Annotated in this window: 16 protein-coding genes and 4 pseudogenes; 16 read left to right on the plus strand and 4 right to left on the minus strand. The window is 71.5% G+C overall.

The annotated features are described in order from the left end of the window. The first annotated feature begins 130 nt into the window (after nucleotides 1-130). The 7 genes and pseudogenes from EV371_RS29370 to EV371_RS34775 all read left to right on the plus strand — a co-directional run. A complete protein-coding gene (locus tag EV371_RS29370; RefSeq protein WP_130464905.1) occupies nucleotides 131-1567 on the plus strand; it encodes a TldD/PmbA family protein in 1437 nt (478 codons plus the stop codon). A 26-nt stretch (nucleotides 1568-1593) separates the two neighbouring features. Beyond that, nucleotides 1594-3000, plus strand: a complete 1407-nt coding sequence (locus EV371_RS29375) for a TldD/PmbA family protein (RefSeq protein WP_486484838.1) — start codon at nucleotides 1594-1596, stop codon at nucleotides 2998-3000. Between the two features lie 94 nt (nucleotides 3001-3094). Continuing rightward, complete coding sequence (locus tag EV371_RS29380; protein ID WP_130464906.1) at nucleotides 3095-3793, plus strand: hypothetical protein; 699 nt, start codon at nucleotides 3095-3097, stop codon at nucleotides 3791-3793. Nucleotides 3794-4055: 262 nt separating this feature from the next. After that, complete coding sequence (locus tag EV371_RS29385) at nucleotides 4056-4877, plus strand: hypothetical protein (RefSeq protein ID WP_130464907.1); 822 nt, start codon at nucleotides 4056-4058, stop codon at nucleotides 4875-4877. Nucleotides 4878-4889: 12 nt separating this feature from the next. Continuing rightward, complete coding sequence (locus tag EV371_RS29390) at nucleotides 4890-6815, plus strand: fumarate reductase/succinate dehydrogenase flavoprotein subunit (RefSeq protein ID WP_130464908.1); 1926 nt, start codon at nucleotides 4890-4892, stop codon at nucleotides 6813-6815. After that, a pseudogene (locus tag EV371_RS29395) lies at nucleotides 6815-7603 on the plus strand (succinate dehydrogenase/fumarate reductase iron-sulfur subunit); the annotation flags it as partial. The gene EV371_RS29390 and the pseudogene EV371_RS29395, both read left to right, overlap by 1 nt. Before the next feature lie 51 nt (nucleotides 7604-7654). Further along, nucleotides 7655-7912, plus strand: a pseudogene (locus EV371_RS34775) (succinate dehydrogenase/fumarate reductase iron-sulfur subunit); the annotation flags it as partial. 154 nt (nucleotides 7913-8066) lie between these two features. Here EV371_RS34775 and EV371_RS29400 read toward each other — a convergent pair. Continuing rightward, on the minus strand, nucleotides 8067-8453 hold the full coding sequence (locus tag EV371_RS29400; RefSeq protein ID WP_130466303.1) for an NUDIX domain-containing protein: 387 nt from the start codon (nucleotides 8451-8453) through the stop codon (nucleotides 8067-8069). Nucleotides 8454-8719: 266 nt separating this feature from the next. Here EV371_RS29400 and EV371_RS29405 point away from each other — a divergent pair, with 266 nt between their 5' ends. The 3 genes from EV371_RS29405 to EV371_RS29415 all read left to right on the plus strand — a co-directional run bounded on the left by EV371_RS29405 (nucleotide 8720) and on the right by EV371_RS29415 (nucleotide 10136). Then, nucleotides 8720-9031: a 4a-hydroxytetrahydrobiopterin dehydratase gene (locus EV371_RS29405; protein WP_130464910.1), complete on the plus strand. Its 312-nt coding sequence runs from the start codon at nucleotides 8720-8722 to the stop codon at nucleotides 9029-9031. 61 nt (nucleotides 9032-9092) lie between these two features. Beyond that, complete coding sequence (locus EV371_RS29410) at nucleotides 9093-9458, plus strand: PH domain-containing protein (protein ID WP_130464911.1); 366 nt, start codon at nucleotides 9093-9095, stop codon at nucleotides 9456-9458. 162 nt (nucleotides 9459-9620) lie between these two features. After that, complete coding sequence (locus EV371_RS29415; protein WP_130464912.1) at nucleotides 9621-10136, plus strand: hypothetical protein; 516 nt, start codon at nucleotides 9621-9623, stop codon at nucleotides 10134-10136. 95 nt (nucleotides 10137-10231) lie between these two features. Here EV371_RS29415 and EV371_RS29420 read toward each other — a convergent pair whose 3' ends face one another. After that, the gene (locus tag EV371_RS29420; protein ID WP_130464913.1) at nucleotides 10232-10702 is read right to left on the minus strand and encodes a hypothetical protein; all 471 of its coding nucleotides are present in this window, start codon (nucleotides 10700-10702) and stop codon (nucleotides 10232-10234) included. Nucleotides 10703-11036: 334 nt separating this feature from the next. Here EV371_RS29420 and EV371_RS29425 point away from each other — a divergent pair, with 334 nt between their 5' ends. After that, nucleotides 11037-11618 (plus strand): Uma2 family endonuclease, encoded by a 582-nt coding sequence (locus EV371_RS29425; RefSeq protein ID WP_130464914.1) that lies wholly within the window; start codon nucleotides 11037-11039, stop codon nucleotides 11616-11618. Between the two features lie 505 nt (nucleotides 11619-12123). On the opposite strand, the gene ychF is transcribed toward EV371_RS29425, so the two are convergent. Further along, entirely contained in the window at nucleotides 12124-13212 is a 1089-nt protein-coding gene (gene ychF, locus EV371_RS29430) for a redox-regulated ATPase YchF (RefSeq protein WP_130464915.1), read from the minus strand. A gap of 168 nt (nucleotides 13213-13380) precedes the next feature. Between ychF and EV371_RS29435 the strand changes: the two are divergent. The 5 genes and pseudogenes from EV371_RS29435 to EV371_RS29450 all read left to right on the plus strand — a co-directional run. Next, nucleotides 13381-14476 (plus strand): annotated as a pseudogene (locus tag EV371_RS29435) (bifunctional transcriptional activator/DNA repair enzyme AdaA); the annotation flags it as partial. A 77-nt stretch (nucleotides 14477-14553) separates the two neighbouring features. After that, nucleotides 14554-14976, plus strand: a pseudogene (locus EV371_RS34780) (DNA-3-methyladenine glycosylase family protein); the annotation flags it as partial. Nucleotides 14977-14981: 5 nt separating this feature from the next. Continuing rightward, nucleotides 14982-15485 carry a methylated-DNA--[protein]-cysteine S-methyltransferase gene (locus EV371_RS29440; protein WP_486484986.1) on the plus strand — a complete coding sequence of 168 codons (504 nt, stop codon included), beginning with the start codon at nucleotides 14982-14984 and terminating at the stop codon, nucleotides 15483-15485. Between the two features lie 141 nt (nucleotides 15486-15626). Then, nucleotides 15627-17501 (plus strand): ABC transporter ATP-binding protein, encoded by a 1875-nt coding sequence (locus EV371_RS29445; protein WP_130464918.1) that lies wholly within the window; start codon nucleotides 15627-15629, stop codon nucleotides 17499-17501. Continuing rightward, nucleotides 17498-19408: an ABC transporter ATP-binding protein gene (locus EV371_RS29450; protein WP_130464919.1), complete on the plus strand. Its 1911-nt coding sequence runs from the start codon at nucleotides 17498-17500 to the stop codon at nucleotides 19406-19408. The genes EV371_RS29445 and EV371_RS29450 overlap by 4 nt, the downstream gene beginning before the upstream one ends. Nucleotides 19409-19446: 38 nt before the next feature. Here the strand turns inward: EV371_RS29450 and EV371_RS29455 are convergent, their stop codons facing one another. Continuing rightward, nucleotides 19447-20367, minus strand: coding sequence for an aminoglycoside phosphotransferase family protein (locus EV371_RS29455; RefSeq protein ID WP_130464920.1), 921 nt, complete (start codon nucleotides 20365-20367; stop codon nucleotides 19447-19449). Nucleotides 20368-20415: the final 48 nt, after the last annotated feature.

Below are 20415 nucleotides of genomic sequence, written 5' to 3' on the forward strand. Positions count from 1 at the left end.
ATCGCGGCGGAAATCCGGCCGGAGGACCTGCCGCCCGGGCGCTGACCCCACCCCCTCGCATAAGGTCATCCATGATCGGTTTCGGCTCCCGGCCGGATCACCGAACGGGCGAATCAGCGAGGAGATGCCGATGGCCGAGTTCGACGTGGCGACGGCGGCGGTGCAGGCCGCCCTCGACGCCGGGGCCCGGTACGCCGACGCCCGGATCATGCACCGTCGTTACGAGTCGATGTCCGCCCGTAACGGCGAGATCGAGTCCGTCAGCCAGGACGAGAGCGCCGGGATCGGGATACGCGCGCTCGTCGGCTCGGGGTGGGGCTTCTACGCCGTACCCGATCTGTCTGAGTCGGCCGCCCGGGTGGCGGGTGAGCGGGCCGCGCGGATCGCCGCCGCGAGTGGCCGGCTCGCCGGTCCCGGCAGCACCCTGCTGCCGGTGCCGGCCAGCTCCGGGTCGTGGAGTTCACCGTGCGCCGTCGACCCGCTCTCGGTGCCGCTGTCGGACAAGGGCGACCTGCTGGTCCGGGCCACCGGGACGTCCCGGGAACACGGCGCCGACCTGGCCGAGGGGCTCTACCAGATCTGGGACACCCGCAAGTGGTTCGTCTCCAGCGAGGGACACCGGATCGACCAGCACATCCGGGAGTCCGGGGCGGGCATCTCGGCAACCGTGCTCGGCGACGGGGAGACGCAGCGCCGCTCCTACCCCAGCCATCGCGGCCAGTACGGAACCCAGGGCTGGGAACTTGTCGACTCGCTCGACCTGACCGCGCACGCCGCCCGGATCGCCGAGGAGGCCCGGGAGCTGGTCACCGCGCCGCTCTGCCCGGCCGGCGAGACCACCCTGATCCTCGGCGGCGAGCAGATGGCGTTGCAGATCCACGAGTCGGTCGGGCACGCCATCGAACTCGACCGGATCCTCGGCTGGGAGGCCGCCTTCGCCGGCACCTCCTGGCTGGACCTCGACCAGCTCGGCGGGCTGCGCTACGGCTCCGAACTGATGAACGTCACCATCGACCCGACCATCCCGGGTGCGCTGGGCAGCTTCGGCTTCGACGACGAGGGGACCCCGGCGGCGAAGCGTGACGCGGTCCGGGAGGGTCGCTGGGTGGGTACCCTCGCCGGCCGGGACTCGGCGGCGGTCGCCGGCCTGGACCACGCCGGCAGCGTCCGGGCCGACGGCTGGGCGCGGCTGCCGATGGTACGGATGACGAACGTCGGTCTGGAGCCCGGCCCGCACACCCTGGACGAGATCATCGCGGCCACCGACGACGGCGTACTGATGGACACCAACCGTTCGTGGTCGATCGACGACAAGCGGCTGAACTTCCAGTTCGGCTGCGAGATCGGCTGGGAGGTCAGGAACGGGCGGCGGGGCCGGATGCTGCGCAACCCGACGTACACCGGGATCGGTCCGCAGTTCTGGCGGTCCATGGACATGCTCTCCTCGGAGACCGTCGCCTGGGGTACCCCGAACTGCGGCAAGGGGCAGCCCGGCCAAATCGGCCACACCGGCCACCCCGCCGCCCCTGCCCGGTTCCGCAACGTCCGGGTCGGAGTCCGCGGATGAGCCGCCGCGGTGAGATGGAGGCAGCCATGACATCCCCACTCGATCTCGCCGGCCGGGTCGTCGACGTGGTCCGGCAGGTTGCCGGGCCGGGTGCCGAGGCGGAGGTCGGCACCGAGTACGCCGAGCTGGCCCTGACCCGGTTCGCGAACTCCTTCATCCACCAGAACATGGCCGACGCCCTCACGACGATCCGACTGCGGCTGCACCTCGACGGGCGTACCGCCACCGGGTCGTCCACGGTGGTCAGCGCCGACGGCGTACGTGACCTGGTCGAACGTACCGTCGCGGCGGTCCGGCACTGCCCGCCCGACCCGGGCTGGCCCGGGCTGACCCCACCGACCACCGTGGCCGAGGGCGGCAACTGGGACGAGGACACCGCCGCGGCCGGGCCGGAGCAGCGGGCCGACCGGGTACGCGAGTTCGTCGAGACGGCCGGCGGGCTGGAGGCGGCCGGCTACTGCCGTACCGGGCAGCGGCACGGGGCGTTCGCCAACACGGCCGGGCATTCGGTGACCGGGCGGAGCACCGAGGCGGCGATGGACGGGATCGCCCGGTGCGGCGGCGCGGACGGGGTCGCGCGGCTGGGCTCGTTCCGCCTCGCCGACCTGTTCGGCAACGTACTCGGTGCGCGGGCGTCGGTGAAGGCCCGGGCCGGCGTCGCCCCCGTCGAGCTGCCTCCGGGGCGCTACGAGGTGGTGCTGGAGCCGACCGCCGTCGCCGACCTGCTACAGAACCTTGCGACGTACGGCTTCAACGGCAAGGCGTACAACGAGCAGCGCACGTTCGCCGTGCCGGGGGAGCAACAGTTCGACCGGTCCGTCACGCTGGTGGACGACGCGCTGGCCCGACCGGTGCTGCCGTTCGACGCCGAGGGCGCCCGCCGGGCTCCGGTCAGGCTGGTCGAGCACGGCGTCACCCGGACGGTCGCGCACGACCGGCGGACCGCCGCCGAGGCCGGCACCTCCTCGACCGGGCACGCCGTGCCGGGCGGCGCGGCCGTCGGGCCGGTTCCGCTGCACCTCGGGCTCGCGCCGACCGCGGCGCCGAGCGGCGCGACCGGGCCGGGTGAGATCTCCGGACCGGCCGAGGTTTCCGGGCCGGTCGTGGACGCGGACGCCGCCGCGCTCGTCGCCCAGCTGCGGCGCGGGCTGCTGGTCACCGACCTGTGGTACACCCGGGTCCTCGACCCGAGAAGTCTGGTCGTCACCGGACTCACCCGCAACGGTGTGTGGCTGGTCGAGGACGGTGAGGTGACCACGGCGGTGCAGAACTTCCGGTTCACCCAGTCCTATCCGCAGGCGCTCGCCCCCGGGGCCGTACTCGGCATCGGTCGGCACCCGGTGGTGCAGTCGCACACCTTCAGCAACGCGTGGTGGTCGGCGCCGCCGCTCCGGCTGGCCTCGTGGAACTTCACCGGCGGCGCCTCCGGCTGAGGCTGACCCACCCGCAGCAGGGTGCACCCCCCGGGGAGCCACGCCCTCCCTCGCGGGGATGCCCGGATCGCGCGACGGTGCTTCACTGTGTGGCGTGACGGACGACGCGAGCACCCCCGCCGCCGACGACCCGGGCACCGGCACGAGCACGGGTACCGGCCCCGGCACGGGCACGGGCACGGGCGCCGGCAGCCGCATCGGCGGCGGCCGGTCGGCAGCCGACCAGCGGACCGGGCCCGACCCGGCCGCGCGGCGGCGCCGCCGGCTGGCCATCGCCGGAATCGCCGGCGCGGCGGTGCTGGTACTGCTGGTCTGCGGCTGCCTCGGCGCGTTCGCGGCCGGCCTGGACCGGTTGGCCCGGGATTCCGACCGCGAACAGACGGCGCAGACGCGGGGCCAGGACGCCTGCCGCGAGTTGGAGAAGCGGCTCAACCGGTTGACTCCACCGGGTGCCACCGCAAGCCCGGGCGAGCGGGCGGCGGCGATCCGGGACGAGAACGCCGCCGTACGCCCGTTCCTGTCCGAGATCGAGCGCCTGCGCGGCTGGCGGGGTGACGACCGGGACGGCGATTCGGACGACGACCGCCGGGACAGCCGTGCCGAGTCGTGGCAGCGGTTGGTCGACGCCCGGACCAGCTACGCGGACGCGCTCGACCGGCAGGTGACCAATGGCGAGCCGGCGTTCTTCGTCGCACCCCGCGGTCCGGGCGGCCGACCGGTGGTGGACCGGTTGCAGCGCGGGCCCGAGGAGTGCGCCGCGGCCGCCCGTCGACTCGGCGCGCCCGACCTGTAGCCCGTTCACCTTCCGCCGCCGACTCCTGCGCATCCCGAGTGAAGTTCTGCACAACAGTGCCCGGATCGGGGAGCGGGACTTTCCTAATCGACGGGAAACCCGCGAGACTCCCTTGCGCATGTGCCCGTAAACGTGCGGCGTAACGTGTGCACCGACGCGGACGCAGGTAGCGCGGCTGCGGGGTCGTCCCCTGCCCACGCGCGCCCCGCCGGAACACCATCCGTGCCCGTCAGAGTGACCGGGCCCCGTCAGGGAGACATAGATGACTACGAGGACGGCCCCACCTCCGGCCGGACTGCCGGGAAGCGTGCGCAAGCGCGCGGCCATCGCGGCAAAAACCCTGCGTACCGACCGCTGGTGGTTCGCACCACTGATCACGGTGATCGGACTTGGCGCCTGGGTCACGTACGCGACGGTGCGGGTGTTCATGCACGACCACTACTGGGTCGAGGAGTTCCACTACCTGACTCCGTTCTACTCGCCGTGCGTGACCGAGCGCTGCATCCCCGAGGCGGCCCACTTCGGTCGGGTACTCCCCGGCTGGTGGTTCATCCCGGACGCCGCGCTGACCCTGCCGTTCCTGCTGCTGTTCCGACTGACCTGCTACTACTACCGGAAGGCCTACTACCGGTCGTTCTGGCTCTCGCCGCCGGCCTGCGCGGTCCCGGACGGGCACAAGACCTACACCGGGGAGACCCGCTTCCCGCTGCTCGGCCAGAACCTGCACCGCTACACGTTCTACGCCGCCGTGGTCATCTCGTTGATCAACAGTTGGGACGTGGTCCTGTCCTTCCGCAGCCCCGAGGGCTTCGGCTTCGGCCTGGGCAACCTGGTCCTGCTCGGCAACGTGGTGATGCTCTGGGCGTACACGATCTCCTGCCACTCCTGCCGGCACATCATCGGCGGCCGGTTGAAGCACTTCTCCAAGCATCCGGTGCGGTACCGGATCTGGACCTTCATCTCCACGCTCAACGTGCGGCACATGCAGCTCGCCTGGATCACCCTGGGCACGCTGGCGCTGACCGACTTCTACGTGATGGCGCTTTCCGCCGAATGGTTCGACGACCTGCGGTTCATCAACTAAAGGGCCTCTGACATGACTACCCGAATCGAACGACACCACTACGACGTCGTCGTCATCGGTGCCGGTGGCGCCGGCCTGCGCGCGGCGATCGAGGCCCGGCTGGCCGGGAAGCGGACCGCGATCATCTCGAAGTCGCTGTTCGGCAAGGCCCACACGGTGATGGCCGAGGGCGGCGCCGCCGCCGCGATGGGGAACGTGAACAGCCGGGACAACTGGCAGGTGCACTTCCGGGACACCATGCGGGGCGGCAAGTTCCTGAACAACTTCCGGATGGCCGAGCTGCACGCCAGGGAGTCGCCGCAGCGGATCTGGGAGCTGGAGACGTACGGCGCGCTCTTCGACCGCACCAAGGACGGGAAGATCTCACAGCGCAACTTCGGTGGCCACGAGTACCCACGGCTCGCGCACGTCGGCGACCGGACCGGCCTGGAGCTGATCCGTACCCTGCAACAGAAGATCGTCTCGTTGCAGCAGGAGGACAAGAAGGCGCACGGCGACTACGAGGCCCGGATCAGGGTCTTCGACGAGACCACCATCACCGAGCTGCTGCTCGACGGGGACCGGGTCGCCGGGGCGTTCGGCTACTACCGGGAGTCCGGCGAGTTCGTGCTCTTCGAGGCCCCGGCCGTGGTACTGGCCACCGGCGGCGTCGGCCGGTCCTACAAGGTCACCTCGAACTCCTGGGAGTACACCGGGGACGGGCACGCGCTGGCGCTGCGGGCCGGCGCCACGCTGATCAACATGGAGTTCCTCCAGTTCCACCCGACCGGCATGGTCTGGCCGCCCTCGGTGAAGGGCATCCTGGTCACCGAGTCGGTCCGCGGCGACGGCGGGGTGCTGAAGAACTCCGAAGGCAAGCGGTTCATGTTCGACTACGTCCCCGACGTCTTCCGCAACCAGTACGCGGAGACCGAGGAGGAGGCGGACCGCTGGTACACCGACCCGGACAACAACCGGCGCCCGCCGGAGCTGCTCCCCCGGGACGAGGTCGCCCGGGCGATCAACGCCGAGGTCAAGGCTGGCCGGGGTACCCCGGCCGGCGGCGTCTACCTGGACATCGCCAGCCGGCTGCCGGCCGAGGAGGTACGCCGCCGGCTGCCCTCGATGTACCACCAGTTCAAGGAGCTGGCCGACGTCGACATCACCGCCGAGCCGATGGAGGTGGGCCCGACCTGCCACTACGTGATGGGTGGCGTCGAGGTCGACCCGGACAGCGGCGCGGCGGCCGGGCAGGTGCAGGGGCTCTTCGCCGCCGGTGAGGTCTCCGGCGGCATGCACGGCTCCAACCGACTCGGCGGCAACTCCCTCTCCGACCTGCTGGTCTTCGGCAAGCGGGCCGGCGAGCACGCCTCGTCGTACGCCGGAGGGCTGCCCGCCCGCCCGAAGGTGTCGGCGGCGGACGTCGAGGCAGCGGTGGACCGGGCGCTGGCCCCGCTGGAGCGCGAGGGCGGGGAGAACCCGTACACCCTGCAGCAGGACCTCCAGGCGGTGATGGGCGACCTGGTCGGCATCATCCGGCGCAAGGGTGAGCTGGAGGAGTCGCTGGTCAAGCTCGCCGAGCTGCGGGACCGGGTGACCCGGGTGGCGGTGGCCGGCGGTCGCCGCTACAACCCCGGCTGGCACCTGGCACTGGACCTGCGCAACATGCTGGTGGTCTCGGAGTGCACCGCCCGGGCGGCACTGGAGCGCGAGGAGTCCCGGGGCGGCCACACCCGAGAGGACTTCCCGTCCATGGCGCCGAGGTGGCGCGCGGTCAACCTGGTCTGCGCGCTCGACGGCGACAAGGTACGCCTGGAGCACAAGCCGCTGCCGAAGATGCGGGCCGAGCTGATCCAGCTCTTCGACCGCACCGAGCTGGCCAAGTACCTGACCGACGAGGAGCTGGCGGACTTCGACGCCCTCACCGCAGAGGCGCACGCTGAGGAGGCGGCCAAGTAATGGCGACACAGAACGCGCCGGGCGGCGCCGGCAAGGCCGGCACCACCCGCCACTTCAAGGTCTGGCGCGGGGACGAGTCGGGCGGCGAGCTGACCGACTACCAGGTGGAGGTGAACGAGGGCGAGGTGGTCCTCGACGTCATCCACCGGTTGCAGGCGACCGAGGCCCCGGACCTGGCCTGCCGGTGGAACTGCAAGGCCGGCAAGTGCGGGTCCTGCTCGATGGAGATCAACGGCATGCCCCGGCTGGGCTGCATGACCCGGATGTCGACGTTCGAGGAGAACGAGACGGTCACCATCACCCCGCTGCGGACCTTTCCGATCGTCCGGGATCTGGTCACCGACGTCTCGTACAACTACGAGAAGGCCCGGGAGACCCCGGCGTTCGCCCCGCCGACCGACCTGGAGCCCGGCGAGTACCGGATGCAGCAGGTCGACGTCGAGCGGTCACAGGAGTTCCGTAAGTGCATCGAGTGCTTCCTGTGCCAGAACACCTGTCACGTGGTACGGGACCACGAGGAGAACAAAACCGCCTTCTCCGGGCCGCGGTACTTCATCCGCGCCGCCGAACTGGACATGCACCCGCTGGACGCGAAGACGGACCGGAAGGAGTACGCCCAGGCGTCGCAGGGCCTCGGCTACTGCAACATCACCAAGTGCTGCACCGAGGTCTGCCCCGAGCACATCAAGATCACTGACAACGCGATCATCCCAATGAAGGAACGCGTCGTCGACCGACGGTACGATCCTGTTGTGTGGCTCGGTAGCAAGATCTTCCGCCGTGGCAAGCAGAACGAGGCCGCGCAGGGCCGGACCCCGCGCGACCCGGACGAGCTCGGCACGGTGCACTCACACGCGGACGGATCGCACGAGCCCGACGCCAAGGCCGAGGCCGACGCGGAGCGCGGCGTGCACTGGGGCCGGCAGGTCCCGCACCCGACCGCGCCGCCGCTGGACTCCCGGGGCCGCTTGGCGATCAGCGAGTTCACCTTCGAACGGCCGGCCGCGCCCTCGCCCTTCGGCGACGACGTGACCTTCCCGCTGCCGGCCGAGGGGCTCAACTACAGCCACCCGGAGCAGCCGCGCGAGCAGGACTGACCCGTCCCGTGGCGCGGGTCGAGGCCACCGCCGCAGGTGAGCTCGACCCGCGCTCCGGGGGCCGTGTGCCGCCCTCCCGGGCGTTCGGGGCTCTCCCGATGCCGCCGGCGCCTAGCCCAGGAGCGGGCCCGGACGCTGGGACTGCGCGGCGCGGTCAGGAGGCGGCCAGCACCGGGCGCAGGGCGGCCACGATCGGTACGTCCGCCGGCAGCCACGGCACGTCGTCCAGCTCCTCCGGGCGCAGCCAGCGCAGTTCCGAGTGCTCCAGGGGCTGCGGCTGGTCGTCGTCGACGAGTCGGGCCAGATAGATCCGGAGCACCGAGTGCCCGTGACCCATCCGGACGTCCCGGCCGATCCGCTCACCGACCTCGACGCGTACGCCCAGCTCCTCGGCACACTCCCGGACCAGCGCGGCGACCTCCGACTCGCCCGGCTCGACCTTGCCGCCGGGGAACTCCCACCGGCCGGCCACCTCCGGCGGGTGAGATCGCGCACAGGCGAGTACCCGGCCGGCGGCCACGATGGCCGCACCGACCACGATCTTCGGCTCCCGCCGACCGCGCCCGGAATGTCCGCCTGTCGACCCGTCACGGTCGTTACCGCTCACCCAATCGGTCCGCACGGGCGTCCAGCGTGCCAGATCAATCGGTAATTCGGGTAGCAGCGCCGGGCCCACCGGTCAGGAGAAGACGGAAGGGTGGACGTGGACACACCAGCCGGCCAGCGACAGACTAGGGAGCACCGACCGAGACACGGGATGGCGACGATTTGGCCACGAGCCGGCAACGACGCCTGGGAGGTTTGGCGATGCGTGCTCTGTGGGGTGGCCGGATGGACCGCGACTACCTGAGCGACGCACTCACCCTACTGGGCAGCTGGACCCGCGAGGGACAGCAGATCAGAAGAACTCTCGTCCTCGACGACACCCAGCACGCGGCCCTCACCGAGCGGATAAAGATCATCGCGGACGCGCTGCATCTCCGCCCCGAGATCCGCCGGCTGGACGGACGCACGCAGATCCGGATCGGTCCCCGCGACGACGGCGAGATCACCGAGGGTGAGGTAACGCTCGCCGCGCGGATCGAGGACGTCTACCGCGCGGTGACCGCACCGGGCTGACCCGGCCGCGCCCGGCCGGCGGCGCGGTGCGGCGGTGGCGGGCCCCGCCTACCCTCGGATCATGGCCACCAACGTCAGCTATGACCGTCGGGAGCAGCTCAAGCAGATCGAGAGCGGCCTGCTCGACGGGGAACAGGTCATCGCCGTCTACGACGCCATCGGCGCGGGCACCGGGTTCATCGGGCTGACCGACCGACGCGTGATCATCCAGGACAAGTCGTTCGTCGGCAAGAAGTTCGCGATCACCAGCATCCCGTACTCGAAGATCACCAGCGTGAGCGTGGTCAGCAACAAGTCCTGGGGCGGGTCGTTCTTCTCCACCGGCGCCATCGCGATCCACGTCGGCACCCACACCTACGAGGTGGAGTTCCGTGGCGACCAGAAGAGCCACCATGTGCACAACGTGATCCTGCACTACATCTCGTGACCGGCCACGCGGCGCGGGTCTGACGGCGACACCCCCGGTTCGCTCCACATATCGAGCTTCCTCGACCTTGCTCGTCACCGGAACCGGGGGTTGTACATGTCTGACCGACGCCGGAATGCGCCTCCGCCGCCCTCCACCGCGCCGCGGCGACGCCTCGGCGCGATGCCCCTCGTGCTCGGCCTGTGCGCGTTGCTCGTGCTGGTTGGGTGCGAGAAGCAGCCGCCCCCCACGCCGTCCGCCTCCACGCCGAGCGCCGGCCAGCTCACCACGCTGCCTCCGCCGGTTGTCGAGGCGCCGGACGGCGGCGGCATTCGGGTCGTCGAGCAGGGCTTCTCCGCGATGGGGGACGCGACCGGCAAACCGATGGTCAGCTACGGCATCGTGGTGGAGAACACCAGCCGGGAACTGGCCGCGGTCCGGACGAAGATCACCATCCGACTGCTTGACGGGTCCGGCGGCACGATCGACGACCTGGTCGAGGGCGCGCCGGAGGTCACCCGGGAGGTCGGAGCCGTCCTGCCGGGGCAGCGGATGGGCATCGGTGCGGACACCTATGTCCGACGGTCCGGCACCGCGAAGCTGTCGATCGAGATCGGCACCTCGACCTGGCTGCCCGGTTCGGCAGGAAGCCCTTCCGCGAACCGTTCAACGCGGCGATGTTGTTCTGCAGCCCGGTGACAATCTTCTTTTCCTGCTGGTCGACCTGCCGGAGGTCCTCGATCACCGCGTCGACCATCTTCGACAGGATCTGGTCGACCGTGTCCGCGGCCAGATCAGTCTTCCTGGGCTCCTCGAACCCGCCCGCGGCGACGCTCAGCCCTGAGGAGGTGCCGGCGATGATGGTCCAAGAGGCGATGGCGATCGTCGCCCCGCCCAGGGGTCACGGCACCGGCGGCGACCGTCGCGACGGCGGCGACCACGCCGAACGCCACAACGGCACCCTTGCCACCGCCCGACCTCGTGGTCGCCTCCAGGGCGGTGATCGCGGTCTCGGCGGTACTCTTCAGGTCCTTGCGGAACTCGACGAAGATGTCCCTGTTCGCGATCATCGCGTGCTGCAGCGTACGGGCGAGAAACGCCTGATGCCTGGTCACCTCGGGTATCCGGTTGATGTAGTTGGTGTTGAACGCCTCGGCCGTGTAGCCGCTCCAGTTGCCCAGGTGCCGCTCGGCGTTCCGGATCGGGCCGTCGACCGGCCCCACGTCGGAACCGTCGTCGTAGAGCGCCAGCGCCGCCTGCTCCATCTTCTGGATGCTGCCGTCGAAACCCGACGGCTCCGGCCCGATGTTGTCGACGAAGAAGCCCTCGATCCAGTCGTACTGCGCGCGCAGCCGCGCCCAGTCCTGCTCGGTGCCGAGATAGTTTCCGTTCTCGTCGATCCCGAAGGCGTGGCCGACGTAGTCCGAGGCCGACTTCCCCGCGATGCCCCGGGACGGATGGCTCGGATCCTCGGGGATGTACCGCTGAGCCCCGTCCGACCGGAAGCTGAGCCCGTCCGACCAGAACGGGTCAGCTCGGTACGCACTGCACGGCCTCGGATCGATCCGGGGCGTAATGACCGAATGCTACGGTGACGAAATGACCGCGGTGCCCGAGTGGATGCGCCCGCCCCGCCCCGAGGGGTGGCATGCCGATGACCTTGACCGACTTCCCGAGGCGCCGCGGCACACCGAACTCATCGATGGAGCGCTCGTCTTCATGATGTCCCCCCAACGGTCGTGGCACGGCCGGCTCGTCACCGCATTGGCGGTCACTCTGGCGAATCAGGCACCAGAGGGCATCGAGGTCGAGCGGGAGATGACGATTCGTCTCGATGAATGGAACCGTCCCGAACCTGACCTTCTCGTCACCACGGCGCCATACGATCCTGACCGCACCTGCTACGCACCGGACGAGGTTCTTCTGGTTGTCGAGGTGGTCTCGCCAGAGTCAGCGCACCGTGATCGGACGGTCAAGCTACGCAAGTACGCGGAAGCCGGTATCGCGCACTACTGGCGCGTCGAGGACGAAGACGACCTGCCAGTTGTGCACTCCTACGAACTCGACGGCCCCACCCGGTTGTATGCGCCGACCGGAATCCACCGGCGCGAGCTTCGCGCCACGACGCCGTTCGAAATCACGCTTGATCTGGACGGGCTGGTGCCCGGTCACAGGGGCTGAGGCTCGCAACGGTCCGCGTCGGTGCGGATGTACGTCGCGTAGTCCGAGAGATAACGGCGGTGACTCAAGTAGTGCGGCCAATGCGCGAAATGCCATCGTCGTCGCCAGGGCAACTACTGCCCTGTCTTTGACAGGTTGATCGTGTAACCCGTTGCTTCCGGGCATCTCCGAGCCGGCGATCTCCCGACGTCGGGCGGGCAGCGGGGTCGGGATACCCGCCGAGGAGGACTGTCGAGCTGCCCCGCCTGTGCGCCCACCCTCCCGGGCGGCCCGAACCCCGGTCCCGCCCGCCGGTCGAGCCGAACCGCATCGCCGGCCGGTCGAGCCGAACCGCAGCACGCCCTCGGCACCCCAGGCTTCCGTGCCCCACCCGTGCACCCAGCTCGACAGTCTCCGCGCCGACCACCCCCGCTCCGCCCGCCGGTCGCCGCGGATCACCGAGACGATCGCAACGGCTGAAAGACAGTCCGCCACATGCCCCAGACCAAACGACGTTGGACCGGAATCAGACATTGAACCTGAACTCGACCACGTCGCCGTCCTGCATGACGTAGTCCTTGCCCTCGATCCGGACCCGGCCGGCGGCCTTCGCGGCGGCCATCGAGCCGGCGGCGACGAGGTCGTCGTACGAGACGATCTCTGCCTTGATGAAGCCGCGCTGGAAGTCCGAGTGGATCACGCCGGCCGCCTCCGGCGCGGTCGCCCCGATCGGGATGGTCCAGGCCCGCGCCTCCTTCGGCCCGGCGGTCAGGTACGTCTGCAGCCCCAGGGTGCGGAACCCGACCCGGATGAGCTGGTCGAGACCGGGTTCGGACTGCCCGATCGACTCCAGTAGCTCCCGTGCCTCGTCCGGAGGGAGGTCGGTCAGCTCCGACTCGACCTTGGCGTCCATGAAGATCGCCTCGGCCGGGGCGACCAGCATGCGCAACTCGTCGAGCAGGTCGGCGTTGTTCAGCTCCGCCTCGTCGACGTTGAAGACGTACAGGAAGGGTTTGGTGGTCAGCAGGTGCAGCTCGCGCAGCTCGGCCACCTCGACCCCGGCGCCCGCCGCACCCGCGTAGAGGGTGACGCCGGTGTCGAGTAGCTCGGCCGCCTTCTTCGCGGCGGTGACGGCGGCGGCCCGGTCCTTGCGGACCCTCGCCTCCTTCTCCAGCCGGGGCAGTGACCTCTCGATGGTCTGCAGGTCGGCCAGGATCAGTTCGGTGTTGATCGTCTCGATGTCGTCGCCGGGCGAGACCTTGCCGTCGACATGCACCACGTTCGGGTCGGAGAAGACCCGGACGACCTGGCAGATCGCGGCGGCGTCCCGGATGTTGGCCAGGAACGCGTTGCCCCGGCCCTGCCCCTTCGACGCGCCGCGGACCAGGCCGGCGATGTCGACGAAGGAGACCGGTGCGGGGATGATCTTCTGCGAGCCGTGGATCTCGGCGAGCTGCTCCAGCCGCCCGTCCGGCAGGCCGACCACCCCGACGTTCGGCTCGATGGTGGCGAACGGATAGTTCGCCGCGAGTACGTCGTTCTTGGTCAACGCGTTGAATAACGTGCTCTTGCCGACGTTGGGCAGGCCGACGATGCCGATGGTCAGTGAAGTCATGCGAACGGGACTGCCTCTCTCGTAGCCTCCCGCGACCTGGTGTGGTCCACCGGCCCGGGCCCGGGTGAAGTCTACGGAGGCGCCCGAAGCGGCAACCATCTGGAGGTACACACGGTCAGGTCCGATTTCCGCGAGTCATCCGGTCCGGCACCCGGCACCATCGAAGGCATGGAGCTGGACTTCGAACGGTGCTATCGGGCGGTCGACAGCCGGGACCAGCGGTTCGACGGCTGGTTCTACACCGGCGTCACCTCGACCGGCATCTACTGCCGGCCGTCCTGCCCGGCGACGACCCCGAACCGCCAGAACGTCCGGTTCTACCCGTCGGCCGCCGCCGCACAGCGGGCCGGGCTGCGCGCCTGCCGGCGGTGCCGACCGGACGCCGCACCCGGATCACCCGAGTGGAACGTCCGGGCCGACGTCGTCGGCCGGGCGATGCGGCTGATCGCCGACGGCGTGGTCGACCGGGAGGGGGTACCGGGGCTGGCCGGCCGGCTCGGCTACACCGAACGTCACCTGAACCGGATGCTGGTCGCGGAGGTGGGCGCCGGACCCCTCGCACTGGCCCGGGCCCAGCGGGCACAGACCGCTCGGATCCTGGTCGAGACGACCGACCTCGGCCTCGCCGAGATCGCCTTCGCCGCCGGCTTCGGCAGCGTGCGGCAGTTCAACGACACGATCCGCCAGGTGTACGCGGTAGCGCCGTCCCAACTGCGCAACGCCGTCCGCCGCTCGGGGGGTGTCACCGGCCGCCGCGCCGCCCGAACGGTCCGCAGCGGCGGCCCCGACCTGCCGGCGTCGGTGGGTCCGGGGCAGCACGGCACAGCGGGGACGATCGCGCTGCGGCTCGCCTACCGGGCACCGCTGCACGCCGACGCGCTGCTGGACTTCCTCGCCCTGCGGGCGGTGCCCGGGATCGAGGCGGTCGAGGCCGGGTCGTACCGTCGCGGCCTGCGACTGCCGAACGGGCCGGCCGAGATCGCCCTCACCCCACTGCCCGGGTACGTCGCCGCCACCCTCCGGCTCACCGACGTCCGCGACCTGGCCCCGGCGGTGGCGCGCTGCCGCCGCCTCTTCGACCTGGACGCCGACCCGGAGGCGGTGGACGGCGTACTCGGCGCCGATCCGGCGCTCGCCGAGGCGGTGGCGAAGGAACCCGGCATCCGGGTACCGCGTGCGGTGGACGGCTTCGAGATGGCCGTCCGGGCGATCGTCAACCAGCAGGTCTCGGTGGCCGGGGCCCGTACCGTGCTGGCCCGGCTCGCCGCCGCCTGCGGGCCGGCCGGCCCCGACAACCCGGGCACACCGGACGACCGTCGCGGGCCGGAGGTGCCGATCGAGCCTGGCACCGCTGATCGGCGCGACATCTCGGGCGGGTCCGGCGGGCTGCGGGCGTTCCCGACTGCCGAGGAGGTGCTGGCGCTGCCGGACTCCGCATTCGGCATGCCGGGCGCCCGGCGGGCGACGATTCGCCGGCTGGCCGAGGCGGTCGCCGCCGGTGAGCTGGACCTGGATCCCGGCGCCGACCGGGCGGAACTGCTCGACCGGCTGACCGCGCTGCCCGGCATCGGTGCCTGGACCGCCGGCTACGTCGCGATGCGGGCGATCGGCGACCCGGACGTCTTCCTCCCCACCGACCTCGGGGTACGCCGGGGCGCCGCGGCGCTCGGCCTCCCCGACGACCCGAAGAGCCTCGACGCGTACGCCGGCCGCTGGCGGCCCTGGCGCTCCTACGCGGTGATCAGACTATGGAGAGCAGAGTGAACGAGATGTACAGCAGCCGGATCGAGACCCCGATCGGACCACTGACCGTCCTCGCCGACCCGGAGGGCGTGGTGCATGCCGCCGGCTTCACCACGGACAGCGCCAACCTGCTCGGCCTGGTGCACCCCCGACTTCGCCGGGAGGTCCGGGAGCGGTCCGAACTCGGTCCGGTCAGCGCGGCCGTACGATCCTACCTGGACGGCGATCTTGCCGCGATCGACGCGGTACCGGTAGCACAGCACACCGACGGCGAGTTCCTGGCCCACGCCTGGGAGACGTTGCGGCGGGTCAAGCCCGGCGAACCGATCACCTACACGGGCTTCGCCGAGCTCTGCGGCCGGCCCCGGGCGGTCCGGGCCGCGGCGATGGCCTGCGCCCGCAACGCCGCCGCGCTCTTCGTACCGTGTCATCGGGTGCTGCGTACCGACGGGGGCCTCGGCGGTTTCCGCTGGGGGCTGCCGGTGAAGACGTGGCTGCTCGCGCACGAGCGCCGGCCGGACGTCGGCTGAGCGCAGCGGCCGTACCGTCCGGGACGTCGGCTCTCGTCCGACGTCGACCAGCCAGGCACCGCCCGACCGGCGCGACCCGATGACACCAGGTGACAACAACACGACTGGGTCGGACGCGGGATTTGCCGTTAACGTCAGGGCATGGTGCCGGACCGTGACGACGAGCCCACGGTCCGGGGCCGGCTCCGGCTGCCCGGCAATCCGCTGCCCCGCAACCTCTGGCGGCTGCGACGCTACCTCCACCCGTACCGTGGTCAACTTGTCTGGCTGCTGCTCGCGGCCTTCGCGGCGACCGGCGCCAGCATCGCCGTACCGCTGGTCGTGCAGCGGGCCGTGGACGGGCCGATCGCGCACCGCGACCCCGGCGGGTTGCTCCGGCTCGGTGGGCTGGCGCTGCTGCTCGGGCTCGCCGAAGCAGCGTTGATCTTCATTCGGCGGTGGGCGCAGTCCTCGTCGGCGGTCGGCATGGAAGCCACCATCCGGGACGAGATCTACGCACACCTGCAACGGCTGCACATCGGCTTCCACGACCGCTGGCAGTCCGGCCAGTTGCTCTCCCGGGTCACCAGCGACCTGTCGGTGATCCGGCGCTTCCTCTCCTTCGGGCTGCTCTTCCTCATCGTGAACGTCACCACCTACCTCGCCGTGGTGACCCTGCTTATCACGCTGCATCCCGGCCTGGGACTGCTGGTGGCGGCCGGCGCGGTGCCGTTGTTCGTCGCGAGCCGCCGGTTCACCCGGGCCTATCTGCTGGCCGCCCGGCGACTTCAGGACGAGCAGGGCGACCTGGCCACCCTGATCGAGGAGTCCGCGCAGGGCATCCGCACCGTCAAGGCGTTCGGCCAGCGCCCGGAGATGACCCGACGGTTCGCGGCCGGCAGCCGTACGCTGCACGACACCGCGACCGGCAAGGGCCGGCTGCTGGCCCGTACCTCCGCGCAGTTCGACCTGATCCCCAACCTGACCCTGGCGGCGGTGCTGGTCGCCGGTGCGGTGGCCGTCGCGCACGGCGCGCTGACCATCGGCGGACTCGTCGCCTTCGTCAGCCTGCAACTGATGCTGATCTGGCCGATCGAGTCGCTCGCCTGGATCATCGCCAACGCTCAGGAGGCGATGACCGCCGCCGACCGGATCTACGAGGTGCTCGACACCCGCCCGACGGTCGTCGACCGGCCGGGCGCGGTGGTGCTGCCCGCGACCGGCGGCACCGGCCGGGGCGGCGCACTCCGGTTCGAGGCGGTGTGGTTCGGCTATCCGCAGGGTCCTCCGGTGCTGCGTGGGGTCGACCTGACGGTCCAGCCCGGCGAGACGCTGGCCATCGTCGGCGCCACCGGCTGCGGCAAGACCAGCCTGCTGTCGCTGGTACCGCGCCTCTACGACGTCACGGCCGGCCGGGTCACCCTGGACGGGCGGGACATCCGGGACATCCGGCTCGACTCGCTGCGCAGCCGGGTCGGGATCGCGTTCGAGGAACCGACGCTATTCTCGATGTCCGTCCGGGAGAACCTCACCCTGGGCCGGGCGGACGCCGGTGACGACGAGGTACGCGCCGCGCTCGCCGTGGCCCGGGCCGATTTCGTGTACGACCTGCCGTGGGGTCTGGATACCCGGATCGGCGAGCAGGGTCTCTCCCTCTCCGGCGGTCAGCGGCAGCGGCTGGCCCTGGCCCGGGCGGTACTCGGCCGGCCCGGAGTGCTGGTCCTCGACGATCCGCTGTCGGCGCTGGACGTACACACCGAGGCGCTGGTCGAGCGGGCACTGGCCCGGGTGCTCCGGGACACCACCGCGCTGGTGGTGGTGCACCGGCCCTCGACCGTCGCCATCGCCGACCGGGTGGCGCTGCTCGCCGACGGCCGGATCGCCGCCGTCGGCACCCACGCCGACCTGCTGCGCGAGGTGCCCGCCTATCGGGCGGCCCTCTCCGCCGAGGGCAGCTGCACCGCCGCAGCCGGCACGGAGATCCGGGCCGGTGTGGCCGCCGAGGATACCGACGACCTGGGACTCGTCCGGTCATGACGGCGACCGGCCCGGTCAACGGCGCGACGGCGGCCGAGCCGGCCGACGCCCCGACAGCCACCGCCGCGGATCTGGCCCGGTGGCGCGGCATAGCCGCCGACCCGGAGGCGGATCGCACCGCCGCCGAGACCGGCACCACGCAGGGCATGGCCAGGCTCCGCAGCCGCAGCCGGCTCCTGCTCGGCTCGCTGATCCGGCCGCACCGCAGGCTGATCGGCCTGGCGGTGGCCCTGCTGCTGCTCCAGAACGCGGCCGGGATGGCCGGGCCATACCTGGTGATGCTCGGCATCGACCGGACGATCGGGCCACTGCGGGCCGGTGACCCCGGTCCGCTGGTCGCGGTGGCGGCCGCGTTCGGGGTCGCCGCCGGGGCCGAGTACGCCGGCAAGCGCGGCTTCCTCACCCTCTCCACCCGGATCGGCCAGGCCATCCTGCTCGACCTGCGGCGCCGGGTCTACGACCACTTCCTGCGGCTGTCGGTCAGCTTCCACGAGCGCTACACCTCCGGCCGGCTGGTGGCCCGGCTGACCACCGACATGGACTCGATCGCCGAACTGGTCGACGGCGGCATCGACGACCTGGTACTCGCCGTGCTCTCCATCGTCTCGGTGGCCGGCGTCCTGCTCTGGCTGGATCCGCCGCTGGCCGTGGTCACCCTGCTCGCCTTCCCGTTCCTGCTCCTGCTGTCCCGCTGGTTCGCCCGGGCCTCCGCGTCGGCGTACCGACGCACCCGGGAGACGGTCGCGCTGGTGATCGTCCACTTCGTCGAGTCGCTCGGCGGGATCCGGGCGGTGCAGGCGTTCCGGCGGGAGTCGCGCAACCAGCAGATCTTCGGCACCGTCAACGACGACCACCGGAGGGCGAACCTGCGGGCGTTCCGGCTGATCGCCACGTACTCCCCGGCGATCAAGGTGATCGGCAACGTGACCATCGCGGTGGTGTTGGCGTACGGCGGGATGCGGGTGCTGGACGGGCACGCCGAGATCGGGGTACTCGCCGCGTTCCTGCTCTACCTCCGCCGGTTCTTCGAGCCGATGCAGGAGTTGAGCCAGTTCTACAACGCGCTCCAGTCCGCCACGGCCGCGCTGGAGAAGCTGGCCGGGGTCCTCGACGAGCGGCCGGGCGTACCGGAACCGGCCACGCCCCGCCCGCTGCCGAGCGGGCCACCCCGGGGTGCCGTCGAACTGCGGTCGGTGACCTTCGGCTACCGCGCCGCCACTCCGGTCCTGCCGGAGCTGACCCTGTCGATCCCGGCCGGTCAGACGGTGGCGTTGGTCGGCGCGACCGGGGCCGGGAAGTCGACGGTGGCGAAGCTGGTCGCCCGGTTCTACGACCCGACCCGGGGCACCGTCACGCTCGACGGCGTCGACCTGCGCGACGTCGCCGACGCCGAGCTGCGCCGGGCGGTCGTCATGGTCACCCAGGAGAACCATCTCTTCACCGGGTCGGTGGCGGACAACATCCGGTTCGGCCGGCCGGGCGCGGACGACGAGGAGGTGGTCGCGGCGGCGGCCGCGATCGGCGCGCACGACTTCATCGCCGCGCTGCCCGCCGGGTACGCGACCGACGTGCACCGGCGTGGCGGCCGGCTCTCCGCCGGCCAGCGGCAGCTCGTCGCGTTCGCCCGGGCGTTCCTGGCCGACCCGGCGGTGCTGATCCTGGACGAGGCCACCTCGGCGCTGGACATTCCGAGCGAACGGCTGGTGCAGCGGGCCCTGCGCACCATCCTCGCCGACCGGACCGCCATCGTCATCGCCCACCGGCTGTCCACGGTGGAGCACGCGGACCGGGTGCTGGTGCTGGACGGTGGCCGGGTGGTCGAGGACGGCCCGCCGGGAGCGCTGATCGCCGGGGGCGGCCGGTACGCCGCCCTGCACCGGCAGTGGCAGGACTCCCTGCTGCACTGACCGACCCGCAAGGGCTGCACAGACCGACCCGAGAGGGTTCAGCCCAGCCGGGGCAGCAGCAGGCGTGCGACGTCCAACGCCCGGCTGGCCGGCGAGGCGTCGCCCGGTTTCCAGTCCTCGGCCGACCAGACGTCCGACAGCACCGCCATCACGAAGCCCCAGCCGACCACCCGGTCCATCGGCATCGCCAGCAGCTCGGCGAGCTGCTCGACCCGGGCCGGCACCAGCGCGGTCAACGCCGGGTCCCGGTCGTCCGGCTCCGGGTTGTAGAGCAGTGCCCCGATCTCGAACCCGGGATCGCCGACCAGCCCGTGCGGGTCGATGGCGAGCCACGGCTCGCGCTCCGCGCGCAGGATGTTGTCGTGGTGCAGGTCGCCGTGCAGCACCACCCGCCCGGTCGCCGACGCGCACAGCTCGCGCATCAGCCCGCCGGCCCGGCCGACGAGGTCGGCCGGGAGCGGCCCGCCGTCTCCCCACGCCGCCAGGTACCGGTCGAGGCCGGCGATGTAGGTCGAGAGATCCGGCAGCGGGCAGTCGGCCGGCGGCGGCACGGCGAGCCGGCGCAGCAACTCCGCCGCCACCGAGGTCGCCTCGGCGTCCCGGCCGGGCACCAGGTCCCGCAGCCGCCGGCCGGGCTCGGCCCGCTCCAGCAGCAGGGCACCCCGGTCGAGGTCGGCCCGGAGCAGGCGTACGGCGCCCCGGCCGGCGAACCCGGCCAGTGCGGCTGCCTCGGTACGCAGCGACCGGCCGCTCGGCACCCCCAGCTTCAGCACCGCCGACCGGCCGTCGGCACAGGTCACCCGGGTGACGTAGTGGAACGACAGGTCGAACGGTTCCCCGACGGTCAACCCCCAGTCGGCGGCCACCTCGGCGAGCACCCCGGGCAGTTCGGCGAGCCAGCGGACGCCGTCCGCTCCCCACACCTGTCGGGCGTTGCGGGCCAGCGCATCCGAGATCATGTCGTCGCCTCCGAGATCACGGCGTCCACGCTATCCGGCGGTGCGGAA

It is taken from the genome of Plantactinospora sp. CNZ321, from assembly GCF_004217235.1.

What these genes read in the sequence shown, in the direction of transcription:
- EV371_RS29370 (WP_130464905.1), top strand. Translation starts at nt 131, where the DNA reads ATGGCCGAGTTCGACGTGGCGACGGCGGCGGTGCAGGCCGCCCTCGAC.
- EV371_RS29385 (WP_130464907.1), top strand. Translation starts at nt 4,056, where the DNA reads ATGACTACGAGGACGGCCCCACCTCCGGCCGGACTGCCGGGAAGCGTG.
- EV371_RS29415 (WP_130464912.1), top strand. Translation starts at nt 9,621, where the DNA reads ATGCCCCTCGTGCTCGGCCTGTGCGCGTTGCTCGTGCTGGTTGGGTGC.
- EV371_RS29445 (WP_130464918.1), top strand. Translation starts at nt 15,627, where the DNA reads ATGGTGCCGGACCGTGACGACGAGCCCACGGTCCGGGGCCGGCTCCGG.
- EV371_RS29440 (WP_486484986.1), top strand. Translation starts at nt 14,982, where the DNA reads ATGTACAGCAGCCGGATCGAGACCCCGATCGGACCACTGACCGTCCTC.
- EV371_RS29450 (WP_130464919.1), top strand. Translation starts at nt 17,498, where the DNA reads ATGACGGCGACCGGCCCGGTCAACGGCGCGACGGCGGCCGAGCCGGCC.
- EV371_RS29455 (WP_130464920.1), bottom strand. Translation starts at nt 20,367, where the DNA reads ATGATCTCGGATGCGCTGGCCCGCAACGCCCGACAGGTGTGGGGAGCG.
- ychF (WP_130464915.1), bottom strand. Translation starts at nt 13,212, where the DNA reads ATGACTTCACTGACCATCGGCATCGTCGGCCTGCCCAACGTCGGCAAG.
- EV371_RS29420 (WP_130464913.1), bottom strand. Translation starts at nt 10,702, where the DNA reads ATGGAGCAGGCGGCGCTGGCGCTCTACGACGACGGTTCCGACGTGGGG.
- EV371_RS29410 (WP_130464911.1), top strand. Translation starts at nt 9,093, where the DNA reads ATGGCCACCAACGTCAGCTATGACCGTCGGGAGCAGCTCAAGCAGATC.
- EV371_RS29405 (WP_130464910.1), top strand. Translation starts at nt 8,720, where the DNA reads ATGCGTGCTCTGTGGGGTGGCCGGATGGACCGCGACTACCTGAGCGAC.
- EV371_RS29390 (WP_130464908.1), top strand. Translation starts at nt 4,890, where the DNA reads ATGACTACCCGAATCGAACGACACCACTACGACGTCGTCGTCATCGGT.
- EV371_RS29425 (WP_130464914.1), top strand. Translation starts at nt 11,037, where the DNA reads ATGACCGCGGTGCCCGAGTGGATGCGCCCGCCCCGCCCCGAGGGGTGG.
- EV371_RS29375 (WP_486484838.1), top strand. Translation starts at nt 1,594, where the DNA reads ATGACATCCCCACTCGATCTCGCCGGCCGGGTCGTCGACGTGGTCCGG.